We start from the raw sequence: 14,505 nt of genomic DNA on the forward strand, positions 1-14,505 counted from the left end.
GGGGACTTGTGCTCCTTGTACGTGATGGGCTGTCCGCGGAATTGCTCAGCGCTTCAGGGTCAGAACGCCGGGCCGGTACGGCAGCGCGTCATAGGGGGCGTCCGACTTCGGGTCCTTGCCCTGGTAGAGCAGCTGGAGGTTGCACGGGTCGACGGTCATGGTCTGGTCCGGGTTGGAGCGGATCAGGTCACCGTGGCTGATGTCGTTGGTCCAGGTCGCACCGCTGTTGGTCTTGCCCGCGAAGGGGTTGGACTCGGTGGCGGCCTGCGGGGTCCACGTGCCGTTCAGGCTGGTCGCCGTGAAGGAGCGGAAGTAGCGGTTCTCGTCGGCACCCCGCGCCTCGACGATCATCAGGTACTGGTTCTGGCCCTGGACCTTGTAGACCTGGGGTGCCTCGAAGAGGTTCTTGACCGTGTCGCTCATGACCGTCGTGTAGGACGAGCCGAAGTTGCCGGGGAAGTTCCCGATCGGCATGGACGCCCGGTAGATCTTGCCGTTGTCACCGGCGAAGAAGAGGTACATGTTCTGGTCGTCGCCGATCAGCGTCTGGTCGATCGGACCGGTCCGGGAGTCGGGCAGGCTGCCGGTGAACAGGGGCTGCGGCGCGGACCAGCCGTTGGGGTCGGTCGGGTCGGCGGAGGTGCGGTAGCTGAAGGGCGAAGCCCCCCACTGGTACGTCAGCACCCAGATCTTCTTCGGCGCGAAGTAGAAGAGGGTGGGCGCGACCGCGTTCTGGCTCATCTTCGTCTGCCTGGCCGTCCCCATGCCGGACCAGTCGGTGAACGGGGCGAACGCCATCGAGCCGTACGAGGTGCCCGTCGACATCGACCCGTAGACGAGGTGCTTGCCGTTGTACGGGACGTGGGTGAAGTCCTTCAGCGAGGCCCAGCCGTTCGCGGGCTTCGCCAGGGCGCCGGTCGAGCTCCACTTGTACGTGGACGGCAGCGCGCACGCGCCACCGGCCGAGCCGGAGGGGGCGGTCCACTTCTGGTTGCCGACGTCGGCGCACGTGTACAGCTGGATCTTGGTGCCGTTTGAGGTGCCCGCGCCGATCGCGTCCACGCACTTGCCGGACTGGATGCCGGAGATCGAACCGTTGGCGTTGATGTTCCACTGCTGGTTCGTGCCGCCGTTGCAGTCCCAGATGACCACCTCGGTGCCGTTCGCCGTGCCCTTCGCCTTCGCGTCCAGGCACTTGTCGCCGAACACCTTCAGCTGCTTGGCAGCGGTGTGCGTCCAGCTCTGGTTCGACTGCCCGGTGCAGTCCCTCAGCTGTACTTGAGTGCCGTTGGCGGTCGAGGAGCCGGGGACGTCGATGCAGCGGCCGGAGGCCACGCCCTTGATCCGGCCGGTGCCGTCACCCGGGTCGGCCGGGGTCGTACCCGACCCGGCGTCGAACGCTTGCTTGACGGCGTCGTACGCGGGCTTCGGCTTGCCGGCCGCGTCGAAGAGGAGCGGCTTCTCGTCCGCGCGCCACGAGTCGCTGTCGCGGACGCCCCACACGGTGATGCCGGTGCAACGCTGCACGCCGAGGCAGGCGTTGACCGCGCTCGCGTAGTGCGTGGGGGACGCCTGGGCGATGTCCAGTTCGGTGATCTGCACGTCGACGCCGAGGGCCGCGAAGCTGTCGAGGGTCTTCTTGAAACTGGCCGGCGGGCCGCCCGCCCCGAAGTGGCTCTGGAAGCCGACGCAGTCGATGGGGACACCGCGCGCCTTGAAGTCCTTGACCAGGCGGTACACGCCCTGGGTCTTGGCGGCCGACCAGTCCTCGATGTTGTAGTCGTTGTAGCAGAGCTTCGCGGCCGGGTCGGCCGCGCGGGCGGTGCGGAAAGCTTCCTCGATGAAGCCGCTGCCGAGCACCTTCTTGAACACCGACTCGCGCAGCGCACCGCTGCCGCCGTCCTGGAAGGCCTCGTTGACGACGTCCCAGGCGTAGATCTTGCCCTTGTAGCGGCCCATCGTCGTCCTGATGTGGTTGTTCGTGACGCCGCGCAGCGTGCTCGGGTCGTTGATCGCCTTCACCCAGTCCGGCAACTGCGAGTGCCACACCGTGGTGTGGCCGCGCAGTCGCTGGCCGCGCTCCAGGGCCCGGTTGACGATCTTGTCGGCGGCCGCGAACCGGAACGTCCCGCGGGACGGCTCGATCGCGTCCCACTTCATCTCGTTCTCCGGGGTGATCATGTTGAACTCCCGGTCGGCGATCGACGTGTACGTCGAGTCGCTCAGCCGCCCGGCGGCTATCGCGGTACCGAAGTACCGGCCCGACGAGGATGCCTCGGCCTCCAGGCTCGCGGCCCCGGCGGAGTTGGGGAGCCACGTCACGACCCCGGCCACCAGCGCCGAGGCGGTCAGGCCGACCGTCAGCGTCCTGCGGGGCCGGCGGAGGCGGTGCAGGCCTTTGCGGGGTTCGTCGGTGTGTCTGGTCATGGGGAGTGGCCTTCTTCAGGGGACAGGTCAGCGGGGATGCCTGTGAAGGGGCACCCCTGAAGAGGAGGCCGGGGAAGGCGGGACGGCGTAACGAAAAATGTGCGCGCCCGCGCAGTGAGGGATCTCGCAGCAGAAAAACGTAATGCGGGGCGCGGTTGTGAAGTCAGCGGGTTCCTGCGCTCACCCCTGCGGCGCGCGGACGACGAAAGAGGCCTGGCCGGTGAAGGTACGTGTGCCGTTGAAGCCGTCGAGGCGGATCGATCCGTCGCGGGGGCGCAGGGCGGAGCCCGGGTAGTTGTGCGCGTACAGAGTCACCGATCCGTCGACCGTCCCGGGGCGCGGGCAGAAGGTGGCGTCCTCCCGGAACAACTGACTGCCGTCGTCGGCGCTCAGGCGTAACCGCAGATAGTGATGGCGCAGATACCGGCCGTCAGCCGACCGGAACGTGACGCACCGGCTGTCTGCGAGCCCCTTGCTGACGGTGAAGGCGGCCTCACCGCTGCTGAGCGTCGCGAAGTCGCCGTCGTACGTGAGGAATTGGCCGGGCCGGTCCACGGACTCAAGGGACCGCACGCCCAGCGGAACCACGGCCGGACCCGACGGCGACGGCGTGGCCGAGGGAACCGGGGTGGCGGACGGAGCGGGGGTGGCCGACGGAGCCGGGGTGGCCGAGGGAGCCGGGGTGGTCGTACCGGTCGTCGGCGCGGCGGCGACACCGGGCGCCCGGTGCTCCGGTTCGGGCCAGGCGACGTACGTGGCGGTCCCGGTGATGAGCACCGCGCCGGTGGCGAGGGTCGCGATCGGGTGGGCGGTCACCGCGTGGAGCTTGCCGAGCAGAGTGCCGCCCCCTGCCGCCGTACCCGTGGCGCTCGCGGCTGCCGCCGTCGTCACCGTCGTACCCGACAGCAAGCCCTTCGCGGCCAGCGCCCCGAGGAGCGCCGTCGGCACGGCCAGCGGCGTGAGGCCGGACAAGAGCAGCTCGGCCGGTACCCGCTCGGCCGCCGTCGCCGTACATATCGGGCAGTCGCGCGTGTGCCGAGCGATCCGCTTGCGCCACACGGACGTTCGCGCGCCGTCCCAGCCGGAGACGGTCACGCTCAGGCCCGGACAGCGCGGGTCGGCCGCCAGCGCGGCGACGATCGTCCGGCTCAGTTCCAGCTGCTCGCGCATGCGTTGCAGACGAACCCCTGTGTGGGAGACGCCGAGGCCCGTCGCGTCGGCGATGTCCTGGCGGCTGAGCAGCCCGGCGCACTCCTGCCACCACAGTGAAAGGAGCACCCGGTGTTCCGGGTCGAGCCAACGGCTCGCTTCGGCCGCCTGTGCGCGCTCGTCCGACATGCGCAGCCGCAGGATCGTCGTGTCCTCCAGAGGGGCGGCGGCGTCCGGTACCGGGAGTGCCTCGTCGATGAGCGTGGTCCGGTCGGCGAGTGCCCGCTGCCGCTGCCAGTACGTATTGACCTGCCGGAGCGTGATCGACACCAGCCACGAACGGAAGCTCTCCGGGGCCCGCAGGGCGGGCAGGTCGCGTACCGCGCGCAGCAGCGTCTCCTGGACCACGTCGTCCACGTCGGCATGGCCGCTCAGCGCCCGTCCGACGATGTTGTACACCAACGGCAGATATGCGGCAACGAGCTCCTCCCGCGCCCGCTCGTCACCGCGCTGCGCCGCGACGACCAGCCTCACGTGGTCCGCGTCCATGAGCCCAGTCCCCTCTCTTCGGGGAAGTGATCCGCCGAGTACGGCGCCACACCCTAACCGTGTGGACCACGACGTCATCCCCCAGGGGTGACGATCATGCCAACCTGCACAACGTGCGCAACGTGCCACCACGCTCAGTGGGACCGCGTCCGCCAGGCCCGGGCGAAGAGTTCGGGCAGGGGGCCGGCGACGGGCCGGGAGTAGACCTTGCGCCCGATGACCCGGACCCCGAGCAGCTCGGCCTTCCAGGTCTCCATCGGAGGGTAGAACTTGTCCCCGCCCGCCCAGTCGCCGGGCAGGAAGACCCCCCGCCCGGCCCGGGCCCTGCGGTCGGTGACCGCTAGACCGGCCTCGACGAGTGCGGCCGCAACAGCCTTGTGGTGCGCGGCAGTCCACCGGTTGAAGCGGCGGATACGGCGGTCGGTGGGCACGGGCAGAGAGAGCAGTTGCAGATACAAGGTGGCCGCGTCCGTATCCAGACCGGTGGTGGCGACCGCCTCCTCGACCACCTCTGGTGCGGACAGCCGCGGATCGGACTCGTAGCCGCCCGGCGGCAGAGCCCCCTCGGTTATGCGCTGCACGATCCGCTCGAACTCGGGACCGCGCAGTCGGCGGACCAGCGCCAGATGCGAGTCCTCCACGTCGACCACGGCCTCCAGTCGCCGCGAGCGCTCGTCGGCCCCGTAGCGACCGGGCCGGAAGTACACGCCGGGCGCCTCGCGCTCACCGCGCCGGTCGAACCCTGCCTCGGACACGACGACCAGGCCGTCGTCCAGCGTGGGATGGGCAAGCGGCTCGGCGGCGTCCAAGTAGGGCAGGGCGCCGGGGAAGTCCGGCAGCAGGCTCGCCACGGTGCGGCCGCGCAGGCTGCGGCCCCGGGCGGAGAGCAGCAACTCCGGGTGGGCCAGGCGCTCCCGCAGCAGCCGTACGGTCTCGGGGACGCCCCGGCGTACGGGGTCTCCTTCGGGAAGCTCGGCGTACACCCAGTCGACGGCGTCGCAGACCACGGCGAGCAGCTCTCTGAAACGGAAACCCTCGTCGCCCTCCCAGCCGCCGCCGCTGATGCTGTTCACCCGCAGCCTGGTGTCGGCGTCGCGGGTCAGCCGCGGCTCGCGCGCGGGATCGGCGAACACGGCGCACACGTCTGCCGGGGCCATCCGAACGTCACTGTGCTCGGCGGCGACGGCGAGCGTAGACTCGGGCACGGCGGGGCGTACGCCCTGCTGCCTGCGCCAGGCCTCGGCGATCCGCTCGGCGAGCGCCAGCTGCCCGCCCTCCAGCCACAGCTGCTCGGGGTCTGCGGGCAGCACGTCGGCCAGCAGGTCGAGGCGCTCGGCCACCCCTAGGGTCGCCAACTCCCGCTCACCGGCCTCGACTTCGGACTGCTTGAGTCCCATCACCTTGCGTGCCTCGGCATCGAGGCCCCGGTACCCGTACTTCACATCGGGTATTCCGGCGAGCAGCAGCGCGGCACCGGCCCGGCTCAGCCCGGTCCGCTCGGCGAGAACCGCGGCCGCCGCCCGATCCCAGGGGGCGGGGCCCTTCTGCCGTACGAGGTGTATGAGGCGCCGAAGTCGGTCAGGTGTGTCCCAACCGGCCGCGGGCACCGGCTCGGTGGCCGTGATCCGACCTGGTGCCGGCGGCGTGGCGGTGCCGGTGCGCAACTCGACGAAGCGCTGCCCGTCCCGGCCGGTGCCGAGCCCGTGCAGAGCGACCACCGCACCGTCGTCGGTCCGAGCGGCATGCGTGTCCTTGTCGACGAGTTCGAGGACGCCCGTACGCATCCGGGTGCGAGCCTCCGGGTCGGCAAAGGGGGTTTCTGCCCACACCTCCAGCATCGCCAGCTGGACTGCGCGCAGATGGTCCTGCACGTGGAAGCAGCTCGCCCGCAGGGCCACGGCGCCGCACCGGCCGATGAACCGGTACCAGTTCCAGCCCCGGTATCGCGCGGGCGCCTCCTCGGCGCCCCCGGTCAAGTAGTCGCCGACCTCGGTGACCACGGTGAGCGTGCCGGGCCCCCAGTATCCGGAACCTTCGATGAAACCGTTGAGGGCCTGGGCGATCCACTTCTCGTCGAAGGGCTGTGCGGGGCGTATCGGGGTGCGGGGCATGCGGCCATCCTGCCGGATCGCGCGCCTGCCTTTCGCCGGTGCCCGGGTACGCGCTTCATCACCTTGGAAACCCGGTGTTCCGTCGGGGGGGGGCGCACACCCGCGACCGCGTCAACTCGGGCTGTTCCATATATTCGTTTGCCGTAGGCGAACCAAGTCGGATAAGAAGCCCCCATGCTAAAGGGCAGCAAGATCGGGCTGAGGGCCCGGCACGAGGACGACATCCCCACTCTTCGGACCGAGCTCTACGATGACGTGGTCGGCTCGGCGCGGGCCGAGGCCGGGCCGTGGCGTCCGATATCGCCCGGTTCGAAGGACCCGCGGCTGGTGGTGGACGACACGGCGCAGGGCAGCGTCGCGTTCTCCGTCGTGGAGCTGGACGGAGGCTCCCTGGTCGGCACCGCCTCCCTGTGGGGCATCGACAACCACCACCGGTCTGCCCACATCGGACTCGGGATGCTACCGGCGGCGCGCGGCAAGGGTTACGGCACGGACGTGGTCGCGACACTCTGCCACTACGGTTTCGTGGTCCGCGGCCTACAGCGGCTGCAGATCGAGACCCTGGCGGACAACCACGCCATGCTGCGCGCCGCCGAAAACAACGGCTTCATCCGCGAGGGCGTACTGCGCTCCTCGGCGTGGGTGCTGGGCGAGTTCCTGGACGAGGTACTCCTCGGGCTCCTCGTCCAGGAGTGGAAAGCGAACTCGCAGGGCTGAAGCCCAAGATTTCCATAGGTCTTCCAGCCGCGGCTCCGCCGTGTCAGGTAACGAGGAGTCCCTCCTGCACGAAGCCGACGGCTTCTTCGGCGACGGCTGCCCTGCCACCGCGGTCCTCGCCCGGCGGTATGAAAGCGTCGGCGCCATCGGCATCCCCGACATGCCCATCGGCATCGACCGTGATGGCTGCCGCCCGCCCCCGCGAGGTGATGAGCCAGGCCAGTACCTGCTCCGCCAGCGGCGTTCTCCTTGGGCCCTCGTCCTTCGAGTGCCCCCCCAGGCCGATGTCGGCGTGCGACGTCGCGGTACTTCGGATCATCCCCCGCGATGTTCGCGGGTGCCTACCGGGGCCCATAACCTGCCGCACCGCAACTTGACCCTGTACGGGTTGGGCGCGAGGAGGCGCACGCCGCAGCCAACCGTCTCGCCACCCAGCCCGGGATGCCGGTCGAGCGGCTGTGCGCGTACGGGGCGGACTTCGCCCGTCTGGCAACGAGATCGCCTTCCAGGTCAACTTCGTCGCTAACACAACACCTCGCCCTCGCCTGCGTCCAGGGCGTGACCGTCGACGTCACCGCCCGCGGCCGGACCGCCACCTGGAGCTGCGCCGGCGACAACCGAGCCAGCCGCCGGGTGCGCAACCTTCCTGCTCGGCCGGACCAGGCCGACTGGCGGTCCAGGAATTATGGGGCACCAAGACGGTCCGGACCGACCGGCTCACGGCAGCGGCTGCCTCGGTCGGCTGTCCCTACGCATTGATAACTTACAGAAGTTGCTTATGGTGTTCTGGGCGGCCGCCGCCGCGGCGCGCCGCGACACGCTCGGCTGCCCTCTCTTCACCGTCGAGCCCAAAAACCGTCGTGAGAGGAACACATGACTGTTCGTGTAGGCATCAACGGCTTCGGCCGCATCGGGAGGAACGTCTTCCGGGCGGTTGCCGCCCGGGGTGCGGATGTCGAGGTCGTCGCGGTCAACGACCTGGGTGACGTGCCGACCATGGCCCACCTGTTGGCCTACGACTCGGTCCTCGGCCGCTTCCCGGAGGAGATCACCGCCGAGCCCGATGCGATCCGGGTCGGCGACAGGAGGGTCAAGGTCCTCGCCGAGCGCGACCCGGCCCAACTTCCCTGGGGCGACCTGGGTGTCGACGTCGTCATCGAGTCCACGGGCATCTTCACCAAGGCCGAGAAGGCCCGCGCGCACATCGACGGCGGCGCCAGGAAGGTGATTATCGCCGCGCCCGCCGACGGCGAGGACGTCACCCTCGTCCTCGGGGTGAACGACGACGCGTACGACCCCGAGCGCCACGCGGTCATCTCCAACGCCTCCTGCACCACCAACTGCCTGGGCGTCCTCGCCAAGGTGCTGCACGACACCGTCGGCATCGAGTACGGAATGATGACCACGGTCCACGCCTACACCCAGGACCAGAACCTCCAGGACGCCCCGCACAAGGACCTGCGCCGCGCCCGCTCGGCGGCCGTCAACGTGGTGCCGACGTCCAGCGGCGCGGCCAAGGCCATCGGCCTGGTCCTGCCCGAACTCCGGGGCCGCCTCGACGCGTTCGCGCTCCGGGTTCCCGTGCCGACCGGCTCGGTCACCGACCTGACGGTCACCACGAGCCGCCGCACCACCGTCGAGGAAATCAACGAGGCATACGCGAAGGCCGCCGCCGGCGCGTACAAGGGGCTGCTCTCCTACACCGAGGCCCCCATCGTCAGCTCCGACATCGTCACCGACCCGGCCTCCTGTATCTACGACGCCGGTCTCACCCGCGTGATCGGACCGCAGGTCAAGGTCGTCGGCTGGTACGACAACGAGTGGGGCTACTCGAACCGCCTCATCGACCTGGCGCTCAAGGTCGGCACCTCGCTCTAGGGGCCGTCACGACCGGGTCTGGTTGCCGAGTTCCGCGAGGCGGGAGAGCGCGGGGAGCGCCTCGGTGATCGCCCGCTGGTCCTCGGGCGCCAGTTGGGCGACGAGGGGGACCAGGCGGCGGATCCGGTCCTCCAGACGGGACGCGCCGACCTGCCGCCCGGCGTCGGTGATGTGGACCAGGACGGCGCGCCCGTCCGTCGGGTCGGGGCGGCGTTCCACGAGGCCGTCGTGCTCCAGGCGCGTAATGAGCTGGGTGACTCCTGGCTGGCTGATCTGCTCGGTCTCGGCGAGCTTCGTGAGCCGGGTGGGCCCCCGGGAGGTCAGGGTGTCCAGCACGGACAGAGTGGTGAACGACAGTGTCTGCAAGGCGGGCAGGCGAATGTAGAAGCGGTTGAAGTTCTCGATCGCCGAGATCAGGGAGCTCACGTCCAGGTGGTCCCGTGGACTGTTGGTCTGCGAAGTGGTCACCCCAGAAAAATAGCGCACACACTTATATAGTCTCGTGATGCATTGATGGGGCACCTCGCCGGGGGCGTGCGCGGTCTGCGTCAGCTTTCCATGGCCCCATGGCGGTTCGGTCAGCGGGCGGGAAGCGAAGCTCGCCATCGATGGACACCCGCATCCAACCCACCTCCTCGCACCGCCGGTTCAACTCCGCCCTCAGCCATTCACCAGGTCGTGGTATCCAGCCGCCAGTCCGCCGCCCGCCGCCTCGGCCAGCTGGGCCACGACCGGGTGGACCAGCAGTGCGGCCACGCTGCCTGCCAGCGCCGGGAGGTTGGTGGCGAACCAGCGCCGGACATAGGCCATCGTCGTCAGGTCCGTCTGGGGGGTGGTGACGGCCTCCTCCAACTCGTCCAGAAGCTCCGCCGCGCGGTCGGTGGCCGGGTCCTCCGGGGGAATCTCCGCTCGCACGGAGGTGAAGGCGTCGTGCAGAGCGGCCAGTTGGGCCTCGGTCACGGTGGCCGTCGCCTTGGCGGCGCCGTCTCCGGCGCCGACGACGTGGTTGCCGTCCCCGACCACTGCTTGACCGGAGATGTCGCGGGCTCGAAGGGAGCGGGCCTCTGTTGGCTTGTCGGACATGGTGTCTCCTTGGTGTCGTGCGGAAGCCGGTCAGGCGGTCAGCCGGTCCGGGGGGCAAGCTGGTCCGGGGGCAGAGCGGCAGGGAGTCAGGCGGTGGGATTCACTGTTGTTTCCGACGGTGACTCTTGCGTGTAGGCGTGAATGTCCATGCCGATCGAGTCGCCATCATGGGTCACGTCCAGTTGAGCCGTGTAGGAGCCTGGGGCCTGCGGGCGGAACGTGACGATCATGGTGCAGCGGAACTGTCGGTCGCCGGTGGGTGAACACCCTCGGTGCTCCAAGGTGAAGGAGGCCGGCTGGGTTTCCGGTGTGACGGAGAAGGTGACGCTTTCGTCGCTGTCGCAGTCGTAGCCGTCGTACAAGAGTGTGCGACTGTCCTCGCTCCCCACGGGCATGGGTTGGAAGTTCGTCGAGCTGACTCCCACCAGAACGCAATTGGGCGGCTGTCGGCTCTCGGGTTTCGAGGGGGCGGGGCGGGACGGCTTGTCCGGCTGGTCGTCGCCGGGCGGCCGGGGATCGTCGCGCCGCTCGTCCTCCCGCTGGGTCGGCTTCCCGGAAGTCCTGCCCGCTCCCGGGCGCGAGGGTTCGAACGTACCGGGACGCTCCGGTGTGACGGTGGCGCCGGGAGCGGAATGAGGCGTGGCTGCGGGGCGCGCGGCGGGCGTGCTGTCGCCGCCCGACATGAGCAATCCCGCCAGCAGGCCCCCGGCTCCCAGAACCAGTACCCCGATCCCGGCCGCCAGCGGACCGCTCAGCCCTCCGTCGGAGCCGACAAACGGGCCTGTCCCGTCCTGCTGGGCGCCCTCTGCCGACGATCGGTCCGTACCGCTGATGCCCTGACCGGCTCCCACTCCGACAGCCGCCGAAGCCACCGACGCGGCCGCACTCACCAGGCCGAGCGCCTTGCGCCGTACGTCCTCCTCCCGCGCGAAGTACGTGACGTCCTCGGTGGCATCGAGCCTGACAGCGGCCGCTCCGCCGAGCGCCAGCACCTCTTTCCACGCACCCCAGCACAGGCTGCGGGCCAGTACAGGAGCGGCAGCCCGCGCCAAGTCCCGTACGGCCGTGTCATCGCCCTGTCGTGCGGCCTCCACGAGAGCGCGCCGGAGCAGTCCCGATCCGGCGGCGACCTCGCCCCGGCCGGGGCGTTGACCGATCCAGGTGGCGAGGTCGGGGGTGGCGTCGGCCGCCGCCCGCAGGGTGCCGGCCCTTTCGGTGGTCAGGACGGCGAGTCGTCCCCGGGCTCGGTAGCCGCCGCTCTCATGGGTGACCAGGCGCAAGTGTTGAAGTTCCGCTAACGCCCCCGGCACCGGAGTACCCGCACCCACTGCTCCGAGAAGGGCCACGGGGACGGGAAGAGGCTGGAAGGCGCACAGAGCACCGAGCAGCTGGGCTGCTCCCTGCCCGAGCCGTCCGGCGAGCCCCGAGGCCACCGCGGTCTCGTCCGCGGTGAAGGCCTCAGCGGTGCTGCCTCCGGTCTCCAGCAGAGCCGCTGACGCGACCAGGGCGCGCGGATGACCGTGCACCTCGGCGGCGAAGCGGGCTGCCTCTCGTGACTCCGCGTCGCTGAGGGGCCGGCCCAGTTCCCGTTCGAGCAGGGCGAGCGACGCGCTCGCCGACAGTCCGCCGAGCTGACAGGTGCGGGTGGCGGAGCCCGTTTCCGTCGGGCCGTGCTCGGCGGAGGCGACCAGTACGTCGCAGCCGGGCAGTGTGTCCCGCAGCACGGCGAGCCCGTCGGAGGCGGGGTCCGCGAAGTCGTCGATGACCACCAGTGCCTCCATGGGGGCCATGAGCCGCTTCAGCCGTGCCGAGCCCGGTTTGTAGTCCTCGGTGTCGTAACAGGCCTGGAAGATCTGCTGGAGGATGTCCTCCGTGTCCAGGCCGCCGGCCTGGATGAAGATCACCGAGCCGTCCGGTCCGCGGTCCGCGGCGACGCGGCTCAGCAGGGCCGTCCTGCCGCTGCCCGGCGGGCCGTGCAGCCGGACGGCGTATCCCTCGGCGAGCCGGTCGTCGACGCGGGCGAGTTCCTCGTCGCGCCCGAGCAGCACGGGGGCCCGCGGGGGCCGGACCCAGTCCGCCGGCCGTGGGCGGCGCTGGACGCGTGGTGGCCCCTCGGCGCTCGGCGCCACGGATGAGCCGTGGTCGAACACCACGATGTGGTTCACGACGTTGACGTCGTTGTGGTCGCCGACGACCAACTGCCCGCTGATGTCCCGCGCTTGGACGCTCGTACCCAACTGCCGCCCCGTCCCCCCGAATCAGCCCCTGGGACAGCAGTACAACAGGCCGTGATGCCCGTAAACCCCGTGGCATGACTTGGAGGTCTATTGCTTGCTTTACTACTTCTTCTAGCTGAAGTTGACCGCTTTGTGCGGGCGGGATCGTGAGCGAAGCCCTTAGCCGGACATGCCGCGGATGCCCTTGCTGCGCGTGGCCGTCACCGCCGCGACGGTCACCAGGGCGGGGAAGACCAGCATGGCCGGTGTCGGGCTGAAACGGGCCAGGAGGGCGCCGGCCAGGGCGGGGGCGAGCGCGGCGGCGGACCCCGCCGCGAGCAGCACGCAACTCACCACGCGGCCTTGCAGGCGGTCCGGTGTGACTGCGGCCTGGTGGGCGAAGAGCGCCGCGTTCGCCGTGGGCCCGAGGAAGACTGCGGCGGCGAGCGGTATGGCGGCCAGCACACTGCCCGCCAGCAGCGTGCTCACCGCCATCAGTACGGCCGTCGTCCAGCACAGCAACCGCATCAGGAGGGGCAGCCGCAACCGCCGCTGGAGCGCGGGGGCCACGAGTGCGCCGAGGAAGCCGCCCAACGCGAAGATCGTGCCGGCGAGACCCACCAGGGCCGGGGGGACGCCCGCGTCGAGCAGGGCGAGCGTCATGGCGAAGATCATGCCGGTGAAGGCCATGTTCAAGGGTGCGGCGATCACCAGCAGGGCGCGCAGAAAGGGATGTCCCAGGAGGAAGCGCAGGCCCTGCGCCGCGGAGGCGGCGGCGGTCTTGGCCGCTTCCCGCCGGACCTCCTGGAGTGGCCGCCGGATACAGGCGACGGCCACGAGGGAGAGCAGGTGGCTCAGCGCGTTGCCGAGGAAGGGCAGGGCGCGACCGAGCCCGAACAGCAGGCCGCCCAACGGCGGACCGGTCAGCGAGACGGCGTACGCGCGGGCCTCGTTGCGGGCGACGGCCGCGGTGAGCTGGTCGGGGCGGACCAGGTTGCGCACCGAGGCGTGCTCGGCGGTGCTGAAGACGGCCGTGGCGGCGGCACCGGCGATCACCACCGCGACGATCACCGGCAGGCTCGCGACGCCCGCCGCCACCGCCCAGCCGAGCAGCGCGTACCCGGCGAGCCGCAGCACATCGCAGATGATCATCAGGCGGCGCCGGTCGAGGCGGTCGGCGAGGACACCGGCCGGCAGCCGGCACACCAGGGTGGTGACGAGTCCGGCGGTGCCGACGAGCCCGGCCTGTGCGGGGGACCCGGTCTGCTGGAGCACGAGCAGCGGCAGTGCCAGTTCCAGCATGGCGCCGCCGAGATCGGACAGGCACTGCCCGCTCCACAGCAGGTTGAAGTCGCGGTTGCGCCACAGCCCCGGCGACCGGTCGCCGTCCGTCTCGGCACTGCCCTCGCCGACGGACGGCCGGTTCACAGCGGGTCCCCTGCCGACCCGGTCCCGGCCCCGCCTTCCGCGCCGGCCATGTCCGCACCTGCCGCACTCTCAGGGCCCGGGTCGGTAACGGGGATGACCAGCATTTTCGTGACGGAGCCGTCGTCGGCGACGACATCGCGGACGTGGCGGAACCCCAGTCGGCGGCACAGGGCGAGACTGGCGGTGTTCTCCGCGCCGACCATGCCGTACGCCTCGCTGAGCCCGAGGTTGTCGGCGGCGTGCCGGAGCAGGCCCCGTACGGCCTCCCCGCCCAGTCCGTGCCCCCAGTACGCGGGGGCGAGCGCGGTGATGAGTTCATGGCCGTCGACGTTGCCGGTGGGCTTCACCTCGGCGTGCCCGACGTAGTCGCCGGCCAGCCACAGGCCCCACACGTCGAACCGGCACGTGGGGTAGACATCGGTGAGGATGGCGCGGAACACCTCACGCAGTTGCGGTTCGGGCACGAGGTCCTGGCCCATCCAGCGGCACACCTCCGCGTCCCGCAGCAGTGCGACGAAGTGGTCCTCGTGTTCGGGTCGGTACGGGAGGAAGTCCAGGCGTTCGGTGTGCAGTTCGGGGGTCATGGCGGGCTCCTCGGGATTGATGCCGTGCGGTTGGTGGGCCGAGGGCGGTGGGGCGCCGGTACGGCGACGCGTGGGGGTGCCGGGCCGGCGCGGATGCGGCCGGCCCGGCGTATGGGTGCGGACGGGGTCGGTCAGGCCCGGGGGGCGTTCTCCATGCGCTCGCGCAGGCTCTTGGGCCGCATGTCGGTCCAGACCTCGTCGACGTAGGCGGAGCACTCGGCCTCGGTGCCCTCCTTCCCGACGGGCTGCCAGCCCGCGGGCACCTCGATGTCGGCGGGCCAGAGGGAGTACTGCTCCTCGTCGTTGCGCAGCACCTGGTAGCGGGTGTTCTCGTCCATGTCGCCTTCTTTCGTCATTCGGTTC

General features: G+C 70.4%; 12 protein-coding genes. 2 read left to right on the forward strand and 10 right to left on the reverse strand.

What is annotated here, in order from left to right; genetic code table 11:
- Window positions 1-45: 45 nt before the first annotated feature.
- The 3 genes from CP975_RS02935 to CP975_RS02945 form a co-directional block, all read right to left on the reverse strand.
- Window positions 46-2,427 carry a non-reducing end alpha-L-arabinofuranosidase family hydrolase gene (locus tag CP975_RS02935; protein WP_055530407.1) on the reverse strand — a complete coding sequence of 794 codons (2,382 nt, stop codon included), beginning with the start codon at window positions 2,425-2,427 and terminating at the stop codon, window positions 46-48.
- Between the two features lie 180 nt (window positions 2,428-2,607).
- Window positions 2,608-4,125: a sigma-70 family RNA polymerase sigma factor gene (locus tag CP975_RS02940; RefSeq protein ID WP_055530410.1), complete on the reverse strand. Its 1,518-nt coding sequence runs from the start codon at window positions 4,123-4,125 to the stop codon at window positions 2,608-2,610.
- A gap of 134 nt (window positions 4,126-4,259) precedes the next feature.
- Window positions 4,260-6,236: a hypothetical protein gene (locus CP975_RS02945; protein WP_055530412.1), complete on the reverse strand. Its 1,977-nt coding sequence runs from the start codon at window positions 6,234-6,236 to the stop codon at window positions 4,260-4,262.
- Between the two features lie 174 nt (window positions 6,237-6,410).
- On the opposite strand from CP975_RS02945, the gene CP975_RS02950 reads away from it, so the two are divergent.
- Window positions 6,411-6,953 carry a GNAT family N-acetyltransferase gene (locus CP975_RS02950; protein WP_055530414.1) on the forward strand — a complete coding sequence of 181 codons (543 nt, stop codon included), beginning with the start codon at window positions 6,411-6,413 and terminating at the stop codon, window positions 6,951-6,953.
- Window positions 6,954-6,996: 43 nt separating this feature from the next.
- Here CP975_RS02950 and CP975_RS02955 read toward each other — a convergent pair whose 3' ends face one another.
- Window positions 6,997-7,272, reverse strand: coding sequence for a hypothetical protein (locus CP975_RS02955; RefSeq protein WP_055530416.1), 276 nt, complete (start codon window positions 7,270-7,272; stop codon window positions 6,997-6,999).
- Between the two features lie 554 nt (window positions 7,273-7,826).
- Between CP975_RS02955 and gap the strand changes: the two genes are divergently transcribed.
- Window positions 7,827-8,831 (forward strand): type I glyceraldehyde-3-phosphate dehydrogenase, encoded by a 1,005-nt coding sequence (gene gap, locus CP975_RS02965; protein WP_055530418.1) that lies wholly within the window; start codon window positions 7,827-7,829, stop codon window positions 8,829-8,831.
- A gap of 6 nt (window positions 8,832-8,837) precedes the next feature.
- Here the strand turns inward: gap and CP975_RS02970 are convergent, their stop codons facing one another.
- The 6 genes from CP975_RS02970 to CP975_RS02995 form a co-directional block, all read right to left on the reverse strand.
- Window positions 8,838-9,299 (reverse strand): MarR family winged helix-turn-helix transcriptional regulator, encoded by a 462-nt coding sequence (locus CP975_RS02970; RefSeq protein WP_055530420.1) that lies wholly within the window; start codon window positions 9,297-9,299, stop codon window positions 8,838-8,840.
- A gap of 192 nt (window positions 9,300-9,491) precedes the next feature.
- Window positions 9,492-9,914, reverse strand: coding sequence for a hypothetical protein (locus tag CP975_RS02975; RefSeq protein WP_070321195.1), 423 nt, complete (start codon window positions 9,912-9,914; stop codon window positions 9,492-9,494).
- Window positions 9,915-10,000: 86 nt separating this feature from the next.
- Window positions 10,001-12,151 (reverse strand): hypothetical protein, encoded by a 2,151-nt coding sequence (locus CP975_RS02980; protein WP_150476547.1) that lies wholly within the window; start codon window positions 12,149-12,151, stop codon window positions 10,001-10,003.
- Window positions 12,152-12,310: 159 nt separating this feature from the next.
- Window positions 12,311-13,558: an MFS transporter gene (locus CP975_RS02985; RefSeq protein ID WP_070321196.1), complete on the reverse strand. Its 1,248-nt coding sequence runs from the start codon at window positions 13,556-13,558 to the stop codon at window positions 12,311-12,313.
- Complete coding sequence (locus tag CP975_RS02990; RefSeq protein WP_150476548.1) at window positions 13,555-14,142, reverse strand: GNAT family N-acetyltransferase; 588 nt, start codon at window positions 14,140-14,142, stop codon at window positions 13,555-13,557. Before CP975_RS02990 ends, CP975_RS02985 begins: the two co-directional genes overlap by 4 nt.
- Window positions 14,143-14,273: 131 nt before the next feature.
- Window positions 14,274-14,480, reverse strand: coding sequence for an MbtH family protein (locus CP975_RS02995; protein WP_055530426.1), 207 nt, complete (start codon window positions 14,478-14,480; stop codon window positions 14,274-14,276).
- Window positions 14,481-14,505 lie beyond the last annotated feature (25 nt).

It is taken from the genome of Streptomyces alboniger (genome assembly GCF_008704395.1).
In the GTDB taxonomy this organism is placed as follows: Bacteria; Actinomycetota; Actinomycetes; order Streptomycetales; family Streptomycetaceae; genus Streptomyces; species Streptomyces alboniger.